Source organism: Candidatus Kapaibacterium sp. (assembly GCA_025059875.1).
GTDB lineage: Bacteria > Bacteroidota > Ignavibacteria > Kapaibacteriales > HRBIN21 > HRBIN21.
Map to the genome: position 1 here is coordinate 17,705 of JANXCT010000003.1, position 22,062 is coordinate 39,766.

The 22,062-nt window shown below is 62.7% G+C and carries 18 protein-coding genes; 10 read left to right on the plus strand and 8 right to left on the minus strand.

Annotated elements, in window-relative coordinates; genetic code table 11:
* Nucleotides 1-115 precede the first annotated feature (115 nt).
* From NZ960_04930 to recJ, 4 genes are all read right to left on the minus strand, one after another.
* Nucleotides 116-2,347: a hypothetical protein gene (locus tag NZ960_04930; GenBank protein ID MCS7176950.1), complete on the minus strand. Its 2,232-nt coding sequence runs from the start codon at nucleotides 2,345-2,347 to the stop codon at nucleotides 116-118.
* A complete protein-coding gene (gene ribE, locus NZ960_04935) occupies nucleotides 2,344-2,814 on the minus strand; it encodes a 6,7-dimethyl-8-ribityllumazine synthase (GenBank protein ID MCS7176951.1) in 471 nt (156 codons plus the stop codon). Before ribE ends, NZ960_04930 begins: the two co-directional genes overlap by 4 nt.
* A gap of 15 nt (nucleotides 2,815-2,829) precedes the next feature.
* Nucleotides 2,830-4,374 carry a glutamine-hydrolyzing GMP synthase gene (guaA, locus tag NZ960_04940; protein MCS7176952.1) on the minus strand — a complete coding sequence of 515 codons (1,545 nt, stop codon included), beginning with the start codon at nucleotides 4,372-4,374 and terminating at the stop codon, nucleotides 2,830-2,832.
* A 468-nt stretch (nucleotides 4,375-4,842) separates the two neighbouring features.
* Nucleotides 4,843-6,549: a single-stranded-DNA-specific exonuclease RecJ gene (gene recJ, locus NZ960_04945; GenBank protein MCS7176953.1), complete on the minus strand. Its 1,707-nt coding sequence runs from the start codon at nucleotides 6,547-6,549 to the stop codon at nucleotides 4,843-4,845.
* Nucleotides 6,550-6,697: 148 nt separating this feature from the next.
* Here recJ and NZ960_04950 point away from each other — a divergent pair, with 148 nt between their 5' ends.
* From NZ960_04950 to NZ960_04975, 6 genes are read left to right on the plus strand one after another with little or no spacing between them, the layout of a single operon-like run.
* A complete protein-coding gene (locus NZ960_04950) occupies nucleotides 6,698-7,708 on the plus strand; it encodes a formimidoylglutamase (protein MCS7176954.1) in 1,011 nt (336 codons plus the stop codon).
* Nucleotides 7,709-7,741: 33 nt separating this feature from the next.
* The gene (locus NZ960_04955) at nucleotides 7,742-9,745 is read left to right on the plus strand and encodes an extracellular solute-binding protein (protein ID MCS7176955.1); all 2,004 of its coding nucleotides are present in this window, start codon (nucleotides 7,742-7,744) and stop codon (nucleotides 9,743-9,745) included.
* 9 nt (nucleotides 9,746-9,754) lie between these two features.
* Entirely contained in the window at nucleotides 9,755-10,996 is a 1,242-nt protein-coding gene (locus NZ960_04960; protein ID MCS7176956.1) for an ABC transporter permease subunit, read from the plus strand.
* A gap of 3 nt (nucleotides 10,997-10,999) precedes the next feature.
* Nucleotides 11,000-12,166 carry an ABC transporter permease subunit gene (locus tag NZ960_04965; protein MCS7176957.1) on the plus strand — a complete coding sequence of 389 codons (1,167 nt, stop codon included), beginning with the start codon at nucleotides 11,000-11,002 and terminating at the stop codon, nucleotides 12,164-12,166.
* A 6-nt stretch (nucleotides 12,167-12,172) separates the two neighbouring features.
* Nucleotides 12,173-13,186 (plus strand): ABC transporter ATP-binding protein, encoded by a 1,014-nt coding sequence (locus NZ960_04970; GenBank protein ID MCS7176958.1) that lies wholly within the window; start codon nucleotides 12,173-12,175, stop codon nucleotides 13,184-13,186.
* Nucleotides 13,179-14,210 carry an ATP-binding cassette domain-containing protein gene (locus NZ960_04975; GenBank protein ID MCS7176959.1) on the plus strand — a complete coding sequence of 344 codons (1,032 nt, stop codon included), beginning with the start codon at nucleotides 13,179-13,181 and terminating at the stop codon, nucleotides 14,208-14,210. Before NZ960_04970 ends, NZ960_04975 begins: the two co-directional genes overlap by 8 nt.
* On the opposite strand, the gene NZ960_04980 is transcribed toward NZ960_04975, so the two are convergent.
* From NZ960_04980 to kdsA, 4 genes are read right to left on the minus strand one after another with little or no spacing between them, the layout of a single operon-like run.
* Nucleotides 14,207-14,806 (minus strand): CDP-alcohol phosphatidyltransferase family protein, encoded by a 600-nt coding sequence (locus NZ960_04980; GenBank protein MCS7176960.1) that lies wholly within the window; start codon nucleotides 14,804-14,806, stop codon nucleotides 14,207-14,209. The two genes, NZ960_04975 and NZ960_04980, sit on opposite strands and share 4 nt — an antisense overlap.
* Nucleotides 14,797-15,564, minus strand: a complete 768-nt coding sequence (gene tpiA / locus NZ960_04985; protein MCS7176961.1) for a triose-phosphate isomerase — start codon at nucleotides 15,562-15,564, stop codon at nucleotides 14,797-14,799. The genes NZ960_04980 and tpiA overlap by 10 nt, the downstream gene beginning before the upstream one ends.
* Complete coding sequence (gene lptC, locus NZ960_04990) at nucleotides 15,561-16,070, minus strand: LPS export ABC transporter periplasmic protein LptC (GenBank protein MCS7176962.1); 510 nt, start codon at nucleotides 16,068-16,070, stop codon at nucleotides 15,561-15,563. Before lptC ends, tpiA begins: the two co-directional genes overlap by 4 nt.
* Nucleotides 16,070-16,867, minus strand: a complete 798-nt coding sequence (gene kdsA, locus NZ960_04995) for a 3-deoxy-8-phosphooctulonate synthase (GenBank protein ID MCS7176963.1) — start codon at nucleotides 16,865-16,867, stop codon at nucleotides 16,070-16,072. The genes lptC and kdsA overlap by 1 nt, the downstream gene beginning before the upstream one ends.
* Here kdsA and NZ960_05000 point away from each other — a divergent pair.
* The 4 genes from NZ960_05000 (at nucleotide 16,866) to NZ960_05015 (ending at nucleotide 22,037) form a co-directional block, all read left to right on the plus strand.
* Nucleotides 16,866-17,492 (plus strand): hypothetical protein, encoded by a 627-nt coding sequence (locus NZ960_05000; GenBank protein MCS7176964.1) that lies wholly within the window; start codon nucleotides 16,866-16,868, stop codon nucleotides 17,490-17,492. The genes kdsA and NZ960_05000 overlap by 2 nt on opposite strands.
* Nucleotides 17,493-17,557: 65 nt before the next feature.
* Entirely contained in the window at nucleotides 17,558-17,929 is a 372-nt protein-coding gene (locus tag NZ960_05005) for a hypothetical protein (GenBank protein MCS7176965.1), read from the plus strand.
* A gap of 162 nt (nucleotides 17,930-18,091) precedes the next feature.
* Nucleotides 18,092-20,605 carry an N-6 DNA methylase gene (locus tag NZ960_05010; protein ID MCS7176966.1) on the plus strand — a complete coding sequence of 838 codons (2,514 nt, stop codon included), beginning with the start codon at nucleotides 18,092-18,094 and terminating at the stop codon, nucleotides 20,603-20,605.
* 130 nt (nucleotides 20,606-20,735) lie between these two features.
* The gene (locus NZ960_05015) at nucleotides 20,736-22,037 is read left to right on the plus strand and encodes an HAF repeat-containing protein (GenBank protein MCS7176967.1); all 1,302 of its coding nucleotides are present in this window, start codon (nucleotides 20,736-20,738) and stop codon (nucleotides 22,035-22,037) included.
* The last annotated feature ends 25 nt before the right edge of the window (nucleotides 22,038-22,062 follow it).

Here is a 22,062-nt window from a genome sequence, read left to right on the forward strand (position 1 = left end):
GTGCAACATCCTAGCACTATGTGCCCCAAAGTTACAAATTCTGCCCGGACTAGGCTTAACTGCCAAAGTCGTCCGTGCGACTATGTCAAACCGCAAAGAGCGCCCTTTTCCTCCCTTACGGACGCAGAAGGAGGACCTTGGCTTGCGCCCACTCTCCCGTCGCCGCCGAGAGGGCCGTAATGATGTAGACCCCCTCGGGAACCAGTTCCCCCCGCTCGTTGCGACCGTCCCAATACCCCATACGACCGCTCGTCTGGAAACGTGCTACTACAAGCCCCTCAAGCGTTAAGACCCGGACGATGCTCTGCTCTGCAAGACCATCAATTCGAAGCACTTCGTCCTGCTCTGGCACAAACGGCTGTGGAAAGCAGCGTAGAGAGTAACTTCCTTGCGGCAGGCGCGCAGAAGTCTCAAGCACTGCCAGCCCTGCCCGAGTTCCAGCGAAGACACGGCCACTCTGATGTTCTATCGTCACGCCACGCACCCCATTGCTCGGGAGAGGGCTATTCTCAGCCGTCAGGCGCAATAACACAGCCGTAGCATCTGGGTTTACAACCCAGAGTCCCGCGTCAGTGGCCAACCACTTGTTGTTGTGGACATCCACAGCTATGGCGTACACGGCCTGCTCGCGCAAGAGACTGACGTTCCGGACTACCGGGATGCTTCCACTGAGCACAGCCCCAGGGTTGAGAACGACGCCAACCCCGCTCGGAGTTCCCACCCACACCATTCCCTCGCGATCTACCGCTAAGGCGTAGATGATGTTACTCGGCAGCGCCGAGCTTGCCGTGGTTAACCGACCGAGTACCTCTGGACGCCCTCCTTCTGCTTCGCGGAAGTAGAAGAGTCCATCGCTGACAAGGGAGCCGAACCACTTCGTCCCGAAAGGATCCACCACGAGTGGAAGATTCTGCCGCTGGCTCGTGGGTAGCCCAGTGGCGAAAGACTCTACCTGGCCGTCTGGAGTACGTCGGAAAAGCGCACCACTAACACACCAGTGGCATATCCCCCACAGGTTGCCCATAGCATCGGCGGCCAGCTCGCCAATGGCAAGGTACATCGTATCCGACGGTATCCCTCGGAGTGGTGTCGTGGTGGCGTCATAGCGCGTCAGGACGAACCCTGTGTCCGTAGCCATCACCTGCATGAGCCCCCGACCCCAGCTTGCGAACCAAGCTTCCCTACCTGCGGCCGAGACAAAAGCTCGGTGGTACTCGTTTACACCTAGCTGCGGTGCGGTAGCCGTAGTAAATCCATACCACTGTCCACGGTAGAGGCAGGCAAAGCCGCGCCCAGCCGTGCGATCCGTAGCACACCAGAGGTTCCCCTCAGCGTCAACAGCACACGAGAGTAACAAGTTCGTATGTGGAGAGTTTGGTCGTAGCGGATGCCAGCGCTGTCTATCCCAACCCCACAGCCCCTGCTCTTCGGCACCCACCATTAGATAGAAGCTCCCCCCGACGACGCTCCCCCACATCCCCGACAGCGTGGCTGTTGGAGCCACGAGCTGTTGACGGGTCGGCAATTCCTGCCATACTTCCCCTCGCGTCGCCACCCAAAGGCTGTCCCGATGGCCCGCTATTCCAACAACAGGTTGCGAATACGCGCGGAGCTGCCCGACAGCGCCGTCTCGGTAGAAGAAGACCTCCGTCGCCGTTGCTACAACCAGTACCGACGCCATCGGCAGCAAGAAGCGCACCCCTGAACTCAGCTCTCGGCTCTGGATGACACGCCACGCCGCCGGGTCCCCAAGGAAAGGAGCATCCAACCCAATGGCGGCCAGTCCCGATGCTGTCCCTACCCACAGAGTATCCCGCCATGCGCAGAGAGCGGTCACTGCTGTCCCGGCTTGGAAGCCTCCGATCCGTAGGACTGATTGGGCAATGATCCGGCGACGTAGCTCCAGCAGAACCAGTCCAAAGCCCGTTCCTAAGTAGGCATAGGGACCGCGGAGGAGGATTGCTGTGATCTGCTTCGAAGGGAGCCCCGGCTGTGTATAGATGTCGGTGACGTGGTACCACTCCCCACTGCTGTCCCGTACCTCCACGATACCATCGAAGCTGCCGGCCACAACATAACCGTCACCGGCGGCAATGGCAGTAAAGTCGTGTGTCAAGAGCCCCTCCGTGCGTCGCACAGTTGTCAGCTGTCCTGTCTGTGGGGTGTAGGCAAAGAGTCCTCCGCTAGTGGCAGCCCAGAGGCGTTCGCCATCGGTGGTGACACCTCGGACCGTGAGGAGCGAAGTGTGGAGCTCCCACCGCTCGATCCGCGGAACAACGTCAGCGAGAGCGGCACTGCTACCAAGTGCAACGCCTAGCAGCACGCATTGCAGCCCTCTCTGCATCATTCACGCAAGCGCCGCAGGAGATTGACCATCTCCAACGCCGTCAGAGCAGCCTCTGCTCCCTTGTTCCCAAGCTTCCCACCTGACCGCTCGAGGGCCTGCTCCAGCGTGTCCGTCGTCAACACGCCGAAGACACAGGGAAGACGCACCTGAAGAGCGCTCTGCATGATCCCAGCCGCTACCTGGGCGGCAATGTACTCAAAGTGTGGGGTCTCGCCCCGAATGACGGCTCCAAGCGCAATGACAGCATCGTATCGGCCACTCCGGGCCAGCTCTTGGACAACTAGCGGGATCTCAAAGCTCCCCGGACAGTGCACGACCGTAATCGCATCGTCCGCCACCCCATGCTGGCGCAATGCGATGAGAGCCCCCGCCAGAAGGCGCTCGGTGACGAGTTCGTTCCACCGTGCGACAACGATTGCAATCGAGACACCCTCGCCGTACAGTCTCCCCTCTATGGCCTGCGGCATGGCAAGCCCACAAATTCACTCCCACTCAATCGTGGCTGGCGGTTTGCTGGAGATGTCGTAGACGACACGGTTGATCCCCCGCACTTCGTTGATGATACGGTTTGCAACCGCTGCCAGGAACTCCTCTGGCAACCGAGCCCAGTCAGCGGTCATCCCATCGGTGCTGGTCACAGCCCGTAGAGCACACACGTACTCGTACGTACGTTCATCCCCCATGACTCCGACGCTCTGGACAGGGAGGAGTACGGCGAAGGCTTGCCAAACACTGTCGTAGAGTCCTGCCTTCTGGAGCTCCTCCACGAAGATGGCATCGGCACGCCGCAGTAGCGTAAGCCGCTCAAGAGTCACCTCCCCAAGGACGCGAATGGCCAGCCCTGGCCCGGGGAAAGGATGGCGCCGCAGGAACCCCTCTGGGATTCCCAGCTCTCGTCCGACGGCCCGCACTTCGTCCTTGAAGAGCTCACGTAGAGGCTCCAGCAGCTTGAGCTGCATGCGCTCCGGGAGGCCGCCAACGTTGTGGTGGGTCTTGATCGTCGCCGATGGGCCTCGCACAGAGGTAGACTCAATCACATCGGGATAGAGGGTCCCCTGGGCTAACCAACGGGCATCGGGGAAACGCTGGGCTTCACGCTCGAAGAGCTCTATGAACGTGTGCCCAATGATCCGGCGCTTCAGCTCTGGATCCACAACCCCCCGAAGTCGGCTCAGGAAGAGCTCGCTGCCGTCCACGACCGTCAATGGAATGCGGAAGTGCTGCTGGAAGAGATCCGCAATTGTTTGGCTTTCCCCCTCGCGCATGAGGCCAGTGTCTACATGGATGCAGTGCAGACGGTCACCGATGGCACGATGGACGAGGACTGCCGTCACTGTAGAATCCACCCCACCGCTCAAGGCGCAGAGGACCCGTTCCCTATTGACCGTGCGGCGAATCTCTTCCACGGCAGCTTCGATGAACGCTGCTGGCGTCCACTCTGCGCGGCAACCGCAGATACGGCGAGCGAAGTTCTCCAGCATCTGGCGCCCGTACGGAGTATGCTCGACCTCGGGGTGGAACTGCACTCCCCAGAACTGGCGCTCCCGATAGCGGATAGCAGCAATGGGGGCATTCTCCGTGTAGCCGATACGTTCAAACCCTTCCGGCAAGCGGCTGAGGGCATCCCCATGGCTCATCCACACCGTCGTCGGGCTAGGGATGCCGGCGAAGAGATCGCTGCTATCCAGGATATGGAGCTCGGCGCGACCGTATTCGCGCCGGTTCGCCTGGATGACCTCCCCGCCGAAGAGGTGCCCCAGCAACTGGAGTCCGTAGCAGATTCCCAAGATCGGAACACCGAGCTCAAAGACGCCCGGATCCGGATACGGCGCCCCAGGCTCGTAGACGCTAGCTGGCCCCCCTGAGAGTACGATTCCCTGCGGGGCCAGGGCTCGTAGCGTGGAAGCCGGTGTACTGTACGGCACAATTTCAGCGTATACGCCGCTCTCCCGAATCCGGCGGGCAATCAACTGCGTATACTGGGAGCCGAAGTCCAAGACAACGATCCGCTCACGATGCTCCATCAGTGCAGGCAGCCACACCAGTCGCTACAAACTTAGGGCGCTTGCCCTCTCACGGTGGCTTCCCAGCAGGTATAGAGCGGCTATCCTGTGCTGCCGAAGCCTGTGGGGAGCGTTCGTAGAGGAAAGCCTTGCCTCAAGATGGCCACCACTCCCCGACCCGAATACCTCCGTGTGGCCACAGCAGTGTGGTAGCGGTGCTGCAGCCACGGCAGCCCTCCCAAACTGTCCGTTAGCCACGACTCACGGCGTCCCTTCCTGCCAGGCCGCCAGGACATTTTCCAACCGAAGAGACGCTACCATTCGCCCGTTGCAGAGACGGCCAGATGAGGTACCTGGGAGCTATATCACGGGCGCCGCCCGAGAGGACCTTCTCCTTGTGGATTAACGCTGCCACCTCTGCGATGGCCTCGCAAAGGACCGACCACCAACTCGCTCCTCCCGGAGAACTAGCAGAAGAAGTCTGCTACGCCCTCACTTCAGGCATGGCCGTTCGCTATCCAAGCAGAAATCACGCACGTGAATGACTGGCACACCAGCTTGCCGTTCCGTCCCGCCTCGCTCCTCTAGAGTGTAGAGGATACTCAGCGGTTGCCGCTCCCCCACAACATCGAGGTAGTGCACGCCATTCAATACGCCATCCATCCAGACCCCTTGCTGTTCCAAGCGGCAGCTATTGTCGGAACGGCAGCGGTGGAGGCGGACGCGATGTGCCAGGAAGACTGGGCGGAAGTTCTCGTACCCGAACGGCGCCAAACGGCGAAGCAGCAGCAAAAACTGCGGCGTAATCTTGGCAAAGTCTAGCACGGCATCGACTCGGAGCTCGGGACGTTCAGCAGGCTGCAGCTCACTCTGACTAGCGAATCGCTCCACAGCTTCGCTGAAAGCCCCTACCTGGTCCTCCCGCAGAACGACACCGGCTGCAAACGGATGGCCACCGTAATCGCATGTATGGGCTGAACACGCCGCCAGCAGCTCCAGTAGGTTCACCGCTCCTCCACTTCGCGCCGAGCCCTTCACGAAGCCACCAACACGGCTCAGCAAGATGACCGGAACTTGGAAGCGTTCTGCGATCCGCGTAGCTACAATGCCCAGTACGCCAGGGTGCCATTGCGGGTTGTAAAGCACCACCGAACGGTATCCTTGGCGCGTCAGCAGCTCCTCAGCTTGCCCTATGGCCTCAGCATAGACCTGCTCAGCGATTGTGCGGCGCCGGAAGTTCTCGCACTCCAGCTCCTGAGCGATCCGGAACGCAACACCTTCGTCCGTCTGGAGCAGCAGCTCCACAGCTCGGCGGGCATCCCCTAGCCGTCCGGCAGCGTTAATCCGCGGTGCTAGTGCTAGCAGGATGTCGGCCGTCGTGACGTTCTGCGAAGGCATCCCAACGCACTGCAAGAGCCCTAATAGCCCCGGCCGAGGTTGGGTCCGGATTCGCTGTAACCCCAAAGCCGTCAGTACACGGTTCTCCTCCACAAGAGGAACGAGGTCTGCCACCGTTGCCAATGCCACCAGGTCCAAATACTCAAACGCCTGCTCCGGCTCGCCCCACCGCTGTGCCGCTGCCCAAACGAGCTTGAAGACAACCCCGCAGGCAGCCAACAGTGGGAATGGGAAACCACTATCAGCGAGCCGGGGATTCAAGATGGCTGTAGCCTCTGGCAGAGGTCCGGTCGGTTCGTGATGGTCGCAAATGATGACATCCGCTCCTCTCTCGCGAGCATACGCAACTGCCTCCGCAGCGTTGATACCGGAATCCACGGCAACGATGAGCGTGGCCCCCGCATTGACTGCCCGCTCTACTCCTTCTACCGTCAGCCCGTAGCCCTCTTGGAACCGGTCAGGGACATGGTACCTCACCTGGAGGCCCCAGCGCGACAGAAAGTCTACTAGGACGGCAGTGCTGGCAGTGCCATCCACGTCGTAGTCCCCGTGAACCCAAACTAGTTCCTGCTCGTAACGTGCTCTCTCCAACCGAGCGACCGCTGCCTCCATATCATGGAAGAGCCACGGTGAATGGAGCTGTTCGGCCGAAGGATGGAGGAACCGTTGGGCGGCCTCAGGAGTCCGAATGCCACGAGCTGCGAGGATTGCCGCAATCCCCTTCGGCATTCCAGTGGCACGGGCTAGCGCTGCAATCTCTTCCTCTGTGGCCAAACCACGCCACGTCCAGCGGTATTTCACTGTTGCCCCTGCAGAGTGTGGGACTGACCCGGACGCAAAGTTAGGAGCCGCAACGACGCCAGGAGAAACTGAGCTGCTTCGTTGCCTTTGCGCTGCAGCGTATCTTTGCGACAGCGAGGGGGAGCTTAGGACGTACAGCTCCGCAGACATGTTGCTGACACCGGAAACGGTGCTCGCACTGCGCCCTACAGCACCTGAAGTCTTCTTCAGTCGCTACCTACCGGACGACCCGCGCCTCGGGGAACTCGTCCTCCGCGGTATCCCAACGGAGGCGCAGCGCCTCGATGCTGTCTTCCTCGGTATCCCCCAGGACCTCGGCGTCATCCAGAACGCTGGACGCCCCGGCGCTGCAGAGGCGCCCGCTGCGATTCGCTCAGCCTTCTACCGGCTGACCCCCGACACTGGGACGTCGGCTGGGCTAGACCAGCTCAGCATAGCTGACCTCGGCGACATTGACCCAACGGACAAGTCGCTGGAGGAGCTCCATGCTCTACAGGAGCGCTGCATCTCGGAGCTCCTCATTCACGCCCCGTGTGTCATTGTCCTCGGCGGAGGACACGATATCGCCTACCCTAACGCAGCCGCGCTCCTCCGGCACTCCCCTTGTGGCATCCTCGTCTTCGACGCCCACCCCGACGTGCGACCGCGCATTGACGGCAAACCGCATTCCGGCTCTGCCTTCCGCCAACTGCTGGAAGAGCTCCGCTTTCCAGCGGAGCGCTTAGCCTACATCGGCCTCCAGCCCTACGCTATTGCCCGCGAGCACCGGGAGTACCTCCAGCAGCGAGGGGCACATCTCTGCTTCCTCCCAGAACTCCTCCGGCGAGGGATGGCGTCGGTCTTACCGGAGCTGTTCGCCGCCATCTCCGATGGCGGCCAACTTCCTGTCTACGTCTCCATCGACATGGACGCCATCCCTGCGGCATTTGCCCCTGGAGTGAGCGCGCCAGCTACCATCGGTATTCCGCCAGAGCAGCTCTTGTGGGCAGCCCATTTCTTGGGCTCCTCTCCGAACGTCCGCCTCCTGGACATCGCCGAGCTCAACCCGCGATACGACCTAGACCATCGGACAGCCCGTCTAGCAGCCCTCATCCTGGCAACGTTCCTCGCAGGGCTACTCCAACGGCCCCAGAGCTCTGCATCTACGGAGAACTCCTAATTTGGTGCTTCGCACATCGCTCGGGAGAGTGCCATGGTTCGCCTGACGGCCACATACAGTAGGGTTGCACTCTGGAGCTTATTTGGTAGCGCCCTCCTTTTGGCAGCCTGCCAGCGTGGCGCCCGTTCAGACCAGGAGTTGGAACGACTGGCAGCGAAGACTCAGAACACCTCTCTCTGGAAGCAGTACGACACCCCTGTGGGTGCCGACTCTACTGTCCCTGCTGAACTGGGAGGTCCAGGGTTTGAACGGATTGCGGATTCCCTTGGGTTCCGAACGTACGTTCCAACCCCAGAGGAGCTGCCTTTCTTCGGCGACCCTAGGGCGAAGACTGGCGGGAAGATTCGCATCGTCGTGACCCGCTTCCCACTCAACTTCCGGCCGTATGGGCAGCACTCCAACTACGTGGAGAACTCTATCATCGCCTCACTGGTCTACGAAACCCTGCTGGGTCTCCACCCGCTCACGCGGGAATTCGTCCCCGCATTAGCCTCGCACTGGAAAATCCTGCCCGACCGCAAGACGTTCCTCTACCGGATTGACCCGAATGCCCGCTTCTCCGATGGCAAGCCCGTGACCGCTGAGGACGTTGTGGCTACGTGGCGCCTAGTAATGGACGAGACGATTCTAGAGCCCTCGCTCCAGCTCGTCTTCGGCAAGTTCGAGGAACCCCGAGCGCTCAGTAAGTACCTGGTAGAAGTGCGCAGCAAGACCCTGAATTGGCGCAACTTCCTCTACTTCTCTGCTGCGCTCCCAATTCTCCCTGCCCACGTCATTGGGAACATGACGGGCAAGGAGTTCTTAGAGCGCTTCCAGTACGAGATTCCGCCTGGTTCCGGAGAGTACATCCTGCTGCCGGAGGACGTCCAGAAGGGCAGATCCTATGCCTTGACGCGCCGCAGCGACTACTGGGCTAAGGACTACCCAACGGCTCGCTACGTTGGGAACTTCGACCGCATTGAGTTCGAGGTCGTCAAGGACAACCCGTTGCTGGCGTACGAGATGTTCAAGAAGGGAGACAGCGACTTCTTCATTTTCGGCGCTCTCACGACCGAGCATTGGGTCAAGGACACAGCCTACGAAGCGCTCCAGAAAGGCTGGATCCAGAAGCGGCGTGTCTACACCGACGGTCCCGTTGGTACCATAGGCATCGCCTTCAACATGCGCAAGCCCCCGTTCGATGACATTCGCGTGCGCAAAGCCTTTGCCTACCTGCTCAACCGAGAGGCCCTCATCCGGGAGTTGCTCTACGACGAGTACGAGCCTATGGACTCCTACTACGCCAACACGGTCTACGAAAACCCTAACAACCCCAAGGTGCGCTACAACCCAGAGCTGGCACAGCAGCTCTTGGCCGAAGCTGGCTGGAAGACTCGTAACGCCGAAGGGATTCTGGTCAAAGACGGGAAGCCCTTCGTTGTGGAGATGGGCATCCCCAAGGCGATCGAGCGTTTCATCACTCCCTACCAGCAGGAGCTCCGCAAGGCCGGCATAGACCTGCAGCTGAAGTTCCAAGACCCCAATACGCTCTGGCGCAACGCGATGGAGCGGAACTTCTCCCTCTTCTTCGTGAGCTGGACAGGACTCCAGACCCCGAATCCAGAGACCTCGCTACGCTCAGAGCTGGCCGACAAGAACGACAACAACAACATCGAAGGGTTCAAGAACCTCCGCGTAGACCAGCTTTGCGACATGTACGACACTGCTTTCTCACGCGAGGCACAAATCCGCATCATCCGCGAGATCGACAGCATCACGATGGCATCGTACAAGAACGTGCTCATGTGGTACCCTCGCGGCATCCGGATTGCGTACTGGAACAAGTTCGGAATGCCCGAGTATGTCCTACCACGCTTCACACAGATAGGCTACGTCGAGCTGGCCATCATCAGCACATGGTGGTACGACCCCGAGAAAGCACAGCGGTTAGCGGAAGCTCGCCGCACAGGTGGAACGCTCGCCCGCGAGCCTGTCGAGGTGCGGTACTGGAAGGAGTTTGACGAGCAGCGCCTCCTGGCGCAAGTTCGACCACGCTGAGCGGCTTCCATGTGGGAGTACTTCCTTCGCCGCTTACTGCTGACGATCCCTACCTTCCTAGGAGCCACACTCGTTGTGTTTGTCATCATCCAGCTAGCACCTGGAGGCCCCTTAGAACAGCAGATTATGGCGCTCCGTATGGCCATGGGTGGGGAAGCCGCCGCTGGGGGCGTTGCAGGGCAGACTGGCGCAATGATCCCCGAGAGCGCACTCCAAGAGCTCCGACGGTACTACGGCTTCGATAAGCCGATCCTCATCCGTTACCTGACTTGGCTGGGGCTCTGGCCGCGGGAGCTGGAGAGCTACATCGCCACCCCAGGGCGAATCCGCAACATCGGCGGTGGTCAGCAGGTGCTGGTGGAGAAGACTCCCGAAGGCTACCGCCTCATTGACCCGTCAACAGGCAACCCGCTGACGGGCTGGCATGTTGAACCGCAGCCGAGCGAACGTGGCGAGGAGCGTGTCCGCATCTACCGCACGGGATTCAGCGGTATCCTCACAGGAGACTTCGGCAAGTCGTACACCTACAACGAACCCGTGCTGCAGCTCATCCTCCAGCGCCTACCCGTCTCGTTGCAGTTCGGGCTCATTGGCTTCATCCTGAGCTACTCCATCTGCATCTACCTCGGCATCCAGAAGGCCCTGTCGCACGGTACGCCGTTTGATTTGGTCTCCAGCACCCTGGTCTTCATCGGCTACTCCATTCCTGGATGGGCGCTTGGGGCCTTCCTGCTGATGCTCTTCGGCACCCAGTCCTTCGTAGAGCTCTTCCCTTTGGGCGGCTTCCAATCGGAGTACTACGAGCAGCTATCGCTGCTGGAGAAAATCTTGGACCGTGCATGGCATTTCGTCCTGCCAACAATCGCCTACACCGTCGGCAGCTTCGCTTCGTTGACCGTGCTCATGAAGAACTCGCTCCTGGAAAACCTGAGCCAAGACTACATCCGGACCGCGTTCGCCAAGGGGCTCTCAGAGAAGCGCGTCATCTGGCTCCACGCCCTCCGCAATTCCATCATCCCGATTACTGCCAACATCGGCTACATCATCGGGCTGTTCCTGGCAGGCTCGTACCTCATCGAGCTCGTCTTCAACATTGACGGCGTTGGGAAGCTCTCCATAGAGGCTGTCTTCGCCCGCGACTACCCAATCGTCTTCGGGTTTACCGTTCTGGCCGTGCTCGTACGGCTCTTTGGGGCCATCCTCTCCGACTTAGCGCTGGCACTAGTTGACCCACGCATCCGCTTCAAGTAAGTGATGGCAGTCCCTCTGGAACAGCAAGAAGCCCAGCAATCAGAGCTCGCCGAACGGTCTGCCCAGTCTTTGAGCATCTACCAGCGTCGCTGGCGGAAGTTCCGGAGCCTGAAGCGGGGCTACTACTCCTTGCTGATCCTGACGGGAGCCTATGTCCTCTCGTTCTTCCTGCCGCTGCTCGTCAACAACAAAGCCTTGGCTGTCCGCTATGAGGGACGCTGGTACTTCCCAGCGGTCGAGTCGTGGCTGAACTCGCTCCCCCTCATCGGAGGGCTCTTCAGTTCTGGGTTCTACAGTGGCGAATCCCTTGGGCAACGCGGGAACCCTGGAGAGTGCAACTACCGACTCCTCCAGCGCCAGTACGAACGGGAAGGGGGCCGCAACCTCGTCATCCTGCCACCCTACCCCTACAGCCCGATCGAGGACGTGACCGTAGAGGGGAACATGGCCTTCCTGGCGCCGTTGGAGCAGGATCCGACGGGCTCCGTGCGCCTTCTGGGGACTGATGACCGAGGACGTGACGTCTTTGCACGGATGGCGTACGGGTTCCAAATCTCCCTCTCGTTCGCGCTCCTGCTGGCACTGCTGGAGTACCTCATCGGCGTGCCGATTGGAGCCGCCTTGGGCTTCTTCGGTGGCCGGTTCGACATCCTGGCCCAGCGACTCATAGAGATTTGGGCAACAGTGCCGTTCCTCTTCCTGGTCATCATCGTCGCCTCCATCGTGCGCCCGAACTTCATCCTCCTCTTGCTGCTGCTGGCACTCTTCACATGGATCGGGATCACCGTGCTCATCCGCGCAGAGTTCTACCGTGAGAAGGCCAAGGACTACGTTGCCGCAGCTATTGCTATTGGTGTCCCACGCTGGAAGGTCATGTTCAAACACATCCTCCCAAACTCGCTCGTGCCCATCATCACGTACTTCCCCTTCTCCGTCGTTGCCGGTATCGGCGCTCTGGTCAGCCTGGACTTCTTAGGGTTTGGGCTACCGCCGCCGACGCCGAGCTGGGGAGAGATGATGAGCGTTGGACTCCAACACTTGGCGACGGGCAAGTGGTGGCTGATGCTCTCGCCCATGACAGCACTCTTCCTGACGCTGACGCTCATCGTCTTCATCGGCGAATCCGTCCGCGAGGCCTTTGACCCGAGGACCTTCTCACGCTTGCGGTGAGGAGTGATGGCGGAGAAGTCACCGCTGCTACGGATTCGCAACCTGCGTACCTACTTCCGGATTGAGGAGCAGTGGGCAAAGGCGGTGGATGGCGTCTCGCTGGACATCTTCCCTGGCGAAGTCCTCGGACTCGTGGGGGAATCGGGCTCGGGAAAGTCTGTGACAGCGCTCTCCATCCTCCGGCTCATCCCGGACCCGCCTGGGCGCATTGTGGACGGAGAAATCTGGCTCAACGGCACCAACCTGCTGGCCCTACCGCTGGAGGAGATGTACCGAATCCGCGGCGGCAGGATTGCGATGATCTTCCAAGAGCCCATGACCTCGCTTAACCCTGTCTTCACCATTGGCATGCAGGTCACGGAGACCATCCTGGCGCACGAGCGTGTGAGCGAAGCCGAGGCGCGGGCCCGCGCGATAGAGCTCCTCCGCCGCGTTGGAATCCCTGATGCCGAGAAGCGGCTCAATGACTACCCCCACCAGTTCTCTGGTGGGATGCGGCAACGCGTCATGATCGCCATGGCGCTGGCCTGCAACCCAGAGCTGCTGATTGCCGATGAACCGACCACGGCGCTGGACGTGACAATCCAGGCGCAGATCCTGGAGCTCATGCTCGAGCTCCAAGCACAGCGCGGCAACGGGGCCATCCTCTTCATCACGCACGACCTGGCCGTGGTGGCGCAGATCTGCCAGCGCGTCGCCGTCATGTATGGGGGCAAAATCCAAGAGATGGCGCCCACCGAGGAACTCTTCCTCAACCCGCTCCATCCCTACACGCGCGGACTCCTCGAGTGCATTCCCCGCCCGACAGCTCCAGGGCAGAAACGTCGCCGGCTCTACGCTATCCCTGGCAACGTGCCGAGCATCCTGCAGCTCCCACAGGGCTGCAAGTTCTGCACTCGCTGTCCCGTCAAGCTGGACATCTGCGACACGGTGGAGCCGCCTCTGGTAGAGGTTGCCCCCAACCACTTCGTGCGCTGCCATCTGGTCTCACCGATGGAGGGAGGGCTCCGGTATGAGTGAGCTCCTGCTGCGGGTAGACGACCTGCGGGTCCACTTCCCCGTCTACGGTGGCGTGCTCCAGCGCATCGTCGGCTGGCTTCCCGCCGTCGATGGAGTGAGCTTCTCCATCCACCGTGGTGAGACGTTGGGGCTCGTTGGAGAGTCCGGCTCGGGGAAGACCACCGTCGGGCGGGCTATCGTGGGGATTATTCCCTTCTCCTCCCCTGATGCCCGCATCAGCGGCCATGCGTGGCTCCACCCATCGGGAGAACTAGAGCCGGTAGACCTCCTCCAGCTCTTCTCCCGTCACCGCCGCAACGGCTACCCACAGCGGCTTCGGCTCCGCTACCGACGCCACGTCCAGATGGTGTTCCAGGACCCCTTCTCCTCGCTCAATCCTCGGCTGTCGGTTGGGCAGATTGTGGCCGAGCCTTTGGAGGTTCACTTCCCCGAGCTGTCGCGGGCCGAAATCCAGGAGAAAGTTGTCTGGCTGCTGGAGAAGGTAGGGCTGCAGCCCGAAGACCGCATGCGGTACCCCCACGAATTCTCCGGCGGCCAGCGCCAGCGCATTGGCCTGGCCCGAGCCCTCGCCACGCGTCCGGACCTGGTCATCTGCGATGAGCCGGTCTCCGCACTGGACGTCTCCATCCAGGCGCAGGTCATCAACCTCATGGAGGACCTGCAGGAGGAGTTTGGGATGGCCTACCTCTTCATCGCGCACGACCTCTCGGTGGTGCACCACATCAGCGACCGCATCGCCGTCATGTACCTGGGGCACATCGTGGAGATCGGCTCCGCCGACACGATCTACTTCAGCCCTCGGCATCCGTACACGAAAGCGCTCATCTCCGCTGTCCCCATTGCTGACCCACGACAGAAGCGGGAGCGCATCGTCCTCCGAGGCGAAATCCCCTCGCTGCTCCGCAAGCCACCCGGCTGTCCCTTCCACCCCCGCTGCCCAATTGCCCAGCTAGAGTGCACGCAGCAGATGCCTGCGCTAGAGGAGAAGGAGCCCGGCCACTGGGTGGCGTGCCCGTACGCTTAGCGGTAGAAGCGACTGAAGGCCGCAGCCACAAGCTGTCGATAGCGCCACGCGTAGACGGCAAGAGTCCAGAGTGCCAGGAGTGTTACCACCAGGAAGAAGCCCCAGACGCCATCGCTAGTCAGCATCCGCTCGGCGAACTCAGCATGAGGCTGCCGACCGTCCCGCCAGAGGGCAACCAAGAAGACTACGACAACGAGCCCTCCTAGTTGCACGAAGGTCTTGGCCTGCGCTGCCGGTAGCGTCCGCAGCAGCTCTCCCTGCTGGATGGCATGCCAGCGCAAAAGCGTCGTAGTGATGTCCCGCGCCACCAAGATGGCCACCATCCACGCTGGCGCAATCCCCAGCCAGCCCAGCGGCAACAGGACCGAGAGTGCCAGTACCTTGTCCGCCAGCGGGTCCAGGAATGCTCCTTCAGGAGTGCTCTGCGCGTATCGACGAGCAATCCAGCCGTCAACCCCGTCAGTGAGAGCTGCAATGGCAAACAGAAAGGCTCCCAGCCACACCACCCACGCCTGCTCCACCCCCAGACATACCCCCACAAACGGCGCCAGCACCAGGCGCGTCAACGTCAGTATGTTGGGGATGTTCAGCACCATGCCCGCCGAATCGCCGAGCGGACGATTGCACAGAACTCCTCAGCTCGCAGCGATGCTGTACCCACCAGAACCCCAGCAACTTCGGGAATGCCGAGGATGGACTCCGCGTTGCCGGCGTGGACGCTGCCTCCGTAGAGGATAGGGACCTCCGACGGAAGGCCCTGCTGCAGTAAGGAGCGGCGCACCACTGCATGGGCTTCGGCAATCTGCTCCGGTGTCGCCGCAACCCCTGTCCCGATGGCCCACACGGGCTCGTAGGCCACCAGGAGTCCTGTCCACATCGTCGCTGGTACACGTCCCAAGACGCCGCTGAGCTGGCGTTCGATAACGGCTGCCGTCTGCCCCGAACGCCGCTCCTCTAGTGTCTCGCCGATGCAGAGGATGGGCCGCATGCCGAACTCTACTACCCGCTGTAGCTTACGGGCAAGCTGCGCGTCGCTCTCACAGGCGTAGCGGCGCCGCTCCGAGTGCCCTACGAGCACAAGCTGGCATCCCAGTTCCGCCAGCATACGAGCCGAAACCTCCCCTGTGTAAGCTCCCTCCACCTCTTCGTGGCAGTTCTGTGCCCCCCAGAGGACTGGGCTCCCTTGGAGGGCTCGAGACACCGCCTCTAGGTTCGGAAATGGCGGGCAGACGGCTACCCGTACTCGGGGGCAGCGCTCGAGCTCGTTGGCAAGCTCCCCGCGCAGACGCAGTGCCAAGCAGTGGGCCTCCGACGGTGTTGTGTGCATCTTCCAGTTCCCCACCACCCACCTCATTGGCGGCGCCCACGCACGCGGAAGACCCGGTACGTCTGGAGATCGTGGCTCGCCTCGAATCCAACGCCCTCGATGACCTCCCTCGGCGTTATGATAGTGACCGGTGCTGAGGAGAAGAACTGCTGCCGCTGGCGGTCCCACCACAGCTCCGTCGTCTGCAGGCTCCGCCCCTCCGGATGCGAGCGGGCAACGACCCGACCGAAAGCGGCCATGAGTCCAGAGCGCTCCTCCACACGGGCACTATCGGCCGAGAGTTCACCGACGAGCTCCCCAGAACGGAAGAAGCGGGCTTGGACGTGCCCACGCAGCACCGTCTGGTCCCGCTCCGGCAGCACCCATGCCGTGTCGGCCGTGACCTCAGCGCGTGGAGTGCCTGCCGAGTCCAGGAGCCGAACCCACACCTTGACGGCAAGCTGTGGTGGTAGTGCCTGCAGCGACTCCTCCGGGAAGAGCTCCCCCTCCGGACGCACGCCCCCGGGGGAGCAGGAGAGCAGGAGCAATCCCATCACGACACCCCAACCCCGCACCGCTGGGCCGCCTGCCAGAGTTCCACCACCTCCTGCAGGAATCCCTCCACCATCGCCAGCGGGAGCTGAGTCTCCGGGTCGCTCAGCGCTTGCGTCGGGTCTGGATGGGTCTCGAAGAAGATGCCGTCCACTCCGACGGTGACGGCAGCCCGAGCCAGAGCCCGAACGAACTCCCGGCGCCCGCCAGAACGCTCCCCAACATTGGGCTGCTGAACCGAATGGGTGGCATCGTAGAGCACCGGACAGCCAGTCTGCCGCAGAATCAGCAGTGAGCGGAAGTCCACCACCAGGTCACGGTAGCCAAACATCGTCCCCCGCTCGGTCAACCACACCTCGCTACCGCCCCCCAGACGGACCTTCTCCACCGCGTACGCCATGCTTTCCGGGGCCATGAACTGGCCCTTCTTCACGTTCACCGGCTTGCCCGTAGCGCCGGCGGCCATGAGGAGGTCCGTCTGGCGGCAGAGAAAGGCCGGAATCTGCAGGATGTCCACATACTGCGCCGCCAGACCTGCCTCCGCCGGCGTGTGAACATCTGTTAGCACGGGAATGCCATACGTACTGCGAATCTCGGCCAGGAACTCCAAGGCTCGTTCGTCTCCTATGCCGGTGAAGGAGTGGGCACTCGTGCGGTTTGCTTTGCGGTAGGACGCTTTGAAGACCAGCCGCACGGGCAACTCAGCGCAGACGCGGCAGAGGTAGTCGGCGACGGTGTGGAGCAGCTCTCGGGATTCCACAACGCAAGGTCCGGCAACAATGAGCAACGCCTTCTCCATGGCCAGCGGCAAAATTAGGCAAGCTCTCTTGCTCCTTCTGCTTGCGGGAAGCGTCGCTGCAGCCACCACTCCGCGGGACTCCCTACTCCGGCTGAACTCTGGCGGGCCTCGCTGGATCAGCGGTGAGGAGCTGCTCATGGCGCTCTACGGCTACGTGCTCACCCCTGTGTGGCTGGCTTTCGGGACGGCCTCGCTCGTCTCTCCGACTGTGCTTCTGGATGCATCGCGCCAGCAGTGGGGCTGGTCCATAGGGACCGGGGTTGGATGGAGTCCGGAGTCCACCGCTCAGCGCTTCTCGCTCCTCCGCCTCCAGGTAGATTACGAACGGCTGGGAGCCGCCCAGTTCAGCACGACGCTCCTGGCTGATTGGAACGCTGTGCCCATCTTTCTGCCCGAGCTCTTCCGCCTGGGAGGCAGCTTGGGGCTGGGCCAGAGCTGGCGTGCACCCGAACGCCGCCCGTACCTGCAGGCTGAGGCCTGGCTCCGGAACGCGATGGGGATTTGGTACATGGGCCTCTTCCCCCAGCACTCGCTGGGGCTGCGCCTGCGCTATTTCCCCGCCGTGTCTGCGCTACCCGCACGCTGGCAGCTCGCCCTCGGCTGGTGGGCTACCTTCGTGTGGTGAAGCACCCCGCAACCCGCCGCTAGCCCTGGCGTATCTTTGCGCTGCGTGCACCCTGCGCAGCCCCGATGACCCCATTTGACCAAGCACTATCCGACTACCTCAGCCGACTGGAGCAGCTACGCCACCAGGGAGCCAGCGAAGACAGCATCCGCCACGTGTTCCTGCACTTCCTGCAGACCGCCTTCCCGGAGCTCTCGGCCGCCCGGCCCATCCAGGTGGAGCAGCACGTGCCGGGCCTCTCCGTCCGCGGAGGCTTCGCCGACGCCATCTGCGGCGACCTCATCTTTGAGTTCAAGCGGAAGCTCGACGACCAGACCCGCTCCGATGGCCAGCAGCAGCTCCAGCGCTACCTGGCCGCACAGCCGCAGCCTGAGCACTGCGTCGGCATCCTCACTGACGGCCAGACCCTGGAGGTCTACGTCCTGCGGGACGGATAGCTCCAGGAGCTGGACCAGTTCCGACTCGACGCCGGCCGAGCCGATGAGTGCCGGCTGTGGCTGGATTGCTACCTCTTCCACGAGAAGCAGCTCCGTCCGACGGCCCGGGACATCGCCCTACGCTTCGGGGAGCGGAGCCCGACCTTCCAGGGGAGCCTGCAGTTGCTAGACAAGGCATGGCAACGGCTCAAAGCGGATCCATCGGCGCAGACGGAGTACACCCAGTGGCAGAGCCTGCTCTCCATCGTCTACGGCAGCCCCATAGGCACCGAGCAGCTCTTCCTGCGCCACACGTACCTGGCCCTCTTCGCCCGCCTGCTGGCCTTCGTGGTGCTCCAACGCAGGGTCCCGCAGGATAGCGAGCTTGCGGGGCTACTCACCGGGCAGACGTTCGAGCAGCTCGGCCTCTACAACTTCGTCGCCGACGACTTCTTCTCCTGGATTGACGACGCAACCGCCTCTCCCCTGCTCCGCTCCCTGGCAACCCGCCTGACGACCTCCTACGACCTCTCCGCCATCCGCGAGGACCTCCTGCAGGAGCTCTACCAGGAGCTCGTGGACCCGGCCACTCGGCATGACCTCGGGGAGTACTACACGCCCGACTGGCTTGCCGAGCTGACGCTGCGCGAAGCGGGCATCCTGCAGGCCCTTCCGTTCCAACCTCCCGACGACCGGCTCTTCCTGCTGGACCCCGCCTGCGGCTCCGGGACCTTCCTCTTCGTGGCCATCCGGCTGCTGCGGGAGTCGGGGCTCTGCGGAGCTGAGCTGGTGGACTTCTGCGTGCACTTCCTGGCGGGGATTGACGTCCACCCGCTGGCAGTTGCAATTGCCCGCACCAACTTCGTCCTGGCGCTGAGCCAGGATTTGAGGGAGTACAGCAGGGACCTGCACGTGCCCGTCTACATAGCCGACAGCCTCACCGTCTCCCACCGCCGCCAGCGCGTCATCTCCGTCCCTGTTGACGTCGACGACATCGCGCAGCTCTCCGGCAAGTGCGGGGAGTCCCTACCGAGGGAGTTCTCGCTGCCGGCCACGCTGAGCGAAGACCAGCTCAACGCTGCCATTGACGCCCTGCTGGGGTTTGCCGAGCCTTCCATCACCGACGTAGATGCGCAGCAGGGCTTCCACTCCCGGCTCCTCCAGCTCGGACTCCCACGTGGACAGTACTACCTGTGGCATGCAAACCTGCGCCTCATGCGCTGGCTCCTGGCCTCGCCCCCGACGGACACGGTCTGGGGCTTCGTGCTGAAGAACGCGTACCGCCCCAAGCTACTCGCCGCTCGGAAGTCCGCCCTCGTCGTGGGGAATCCGCCGTGGTTGGCCTACCGCTACATCCAGCGGCGCGACTACCAAGACAAGGTGCGCAGGCTGACCCTGCAGGACTACGGCCTGCTGCAGGGCTCCCAGGCCCACCTCTTCACCCAGATGGAGCTGGCGACGCTCTTCTTCGCCTTCTGCGCCGACCGCTACCTCGCCGACGGCGGCACCATCGCGTTCGTCATGCCCCGGAGCGTCCTGACCGGCACCAAGCAGCACGACGTCTTCCGCCAGCGGTTCGTAGCCACAGCGGCGCTCATCGTAGACTGCGAGCGGGTCAGCCCGCTCTTCAACGTCCCCTGCTGCGTGCTCGTATGGCGGAAGCACTCCTCCGGAGCCCACGCACAGGGCATCCCTCTGCTGGTCCTGGAGGGCAAGCTGCCGGAGCGTAACGCACCGCTGCAGAGGGCGTTACGCATACTCCGGCGGTGGCAGGGATCCTACACCCTTCCCAGCACCGCTACGGCGAAGAGCTTCTACCACCCAAAGGTTACCCCGGGTGCTACAATAGTGCCCCGCTGCCTCTGGTTCGTACGCCCCCGGGCCGAAGCACTCGTCATCAGCCAGCAACGGCCACCGTTGGAGACCGACCCTACCGTAGAACCTCGGACCAAGCCGCCGTGGAAGGGCCGGCGGCTGCAGGGGAGGGTAGAGGCGGACTTCCTCTACGCAACGCTCCTCTCCGACGACATGCTGCCCTTCGGCTGGCGCCGCCTGGCGCTCGTCGTGCTCCCCATAGACGCCACCACCCGCCACCTCATCACTGCCCAGCAGGCCATCACGATGGGGGCAACGGGACTAGCCGACTGGCTGAAGCAGGCAGAGTCCATCTGGAACCGGCACAGGAAGTCACAGCTCGATCTGCTGGGCCGCCTCAATTGGCAGAACGACCTTACCGACCAGAGCCCTACGGGCGTGTACAAGCTGCTCTACAACACCAGCGGGACGTACCTCTGCGCATGCGTCGTGGACCCCAGCGATGCGAGCGTCCAGCAGGTCCATGGCCTGCCGGTGAAGGGCTTCTTCGGGCAGTACACGACCTATTTGTTTGAGACGCTCGATGGCGACGAGGCACATTACCTCTGCGCCATCCTCAACGCTCCGTGCGTGGACGCAGCCATCAAGCCGTTCCAGCCAAGAGGTGCCTTCGGTGCCCAGAGCGGGAAAGGAACTCCTTCCCATCCCGCGCTTCAACCCACAGGACCCGCTGCACGTGCAGCTAGCGGAGCTCAGCCGGCAGTGCCACGCGAAGGTGAAGCAGAGCGTTGCTGCGATGGACCAGGCGTTGCTGAAGCAGCCCATTGGCCGGCTGCGCCAGCGGATTCGGCAGCAGTTGCAGACCGAGCTGGAGCAGATTGACCACCTGGTGCAGCTCTTGGGGTTGCCGTAGCGGAGTGGCTGCGCACTCGCCATCGGACGCACCTCGTATTTTCGCCCGCGGGACTTCGGCCGTACGTCCAACACTCCGCGGAGGCTTGCTCGAGTTCCGATGTGTGCCCTCCTCGTACTGCTCTCCACGTTCTGCTGTGCGGCCCAGCAACTGATATGGCTGGGGCGGCTCCCCAACGGGGGCACGAGCGAGGCAATGGCTGTCTCCGACGACGGCACGGTCGTGGTCGGCCGAGCCGAGAACGTGAACTACCAGTGGCGGGCCTTCCGCTGGACGGCCTCGGGCGGGATGGTGTCGTTGGGGACCTTCGGGGGGAGCTTCAGCGAGGCATTGGGCGTGGCGGCGGATGGCTCTGCCGTCGTCGGCCGGGCCCAGGACACGCTCGGACGCTGGCGGGCCTTCCGCTGGGAGGCCTCCACGGGGATGCGTGACTTGGGGACGCTCGGCGGACGGGAGAGCGAGGCGGTAGCCATCTCGCCAGCAGGGGTTGTCGTCGGACGGGCTATGAACGGGAGCCTGCAGTTCCGTGCCTTCCGCTGGAGTACTACCTCCGGCATGCAGGAGCTGGGCACCCTCGGCGGGCTGGAGAGCGCAGCGCTGGCAATTGCCCGCGATAGCTTGGTGGTCGTCGGTTGGGCCGAGAACACTGACCGGCAACCGCGGGCCTTCCGCTGGACACCCTCCGGCGGGCTCCAGCCGCTCGGCACCCTCGGTGGAGCCCGTAGCGAAGCCTACGATGTCTCTGCCGACGGCTCTGTCGTTGTGGGACGGGCCGAGAACAGCGACCGCCTCTGGCGGGCCTTTCGCTGGACGGCAGCAACCGGGATGCAGGAGCTGGGAACCCTAGGTGGTCGGGAGAGCGCTGCGCTGGCCGTCTCCGCCGATGGTTCCGTCGTGGTGGGCTGGGCTACCACCCCAACCGGAGACTGGCGGGCCTTCCGCTGGACATCGGCCACAGGGCTCCAAGACCTCAATGTGCTCTACGCGCGCGCCGTCGGACGCTCGCTGTTGTATGCAGCCCGTGACATCTCCGCCGACGGGCGGTACATCGTCGGCTACGGCATCAACGCCGCCACAGGGCGGCAAGAGGCCTATCTGCTGGACACCCAAGGCGCGAGCGATGCCGAGGAGTTACCCCTCCGCCCGTCAGCGCTCAACGTGGAGCTGCAGCCGGTGGTTGGAGGGACGATAGGCTCCGCCTCGTACCAGCTACCTTCGGCTCTGTGGGTCTCGCTCAGCGTCGTGGACCTCCTCGGCCGCACTGTGGCATCGCTCGCCGAAGGTTGGCATTCTGCCGGCGTACACCGCGTCGCGCTCCCTCCGCTGCCAGCAGGGACGTACATGCTACTCCTCCGCACAGAGCATGGGACACTCTCGCGCCCGTTCGTCGTACTGCGCTGAGTCCACATAGCCTACGGGCTTTCCC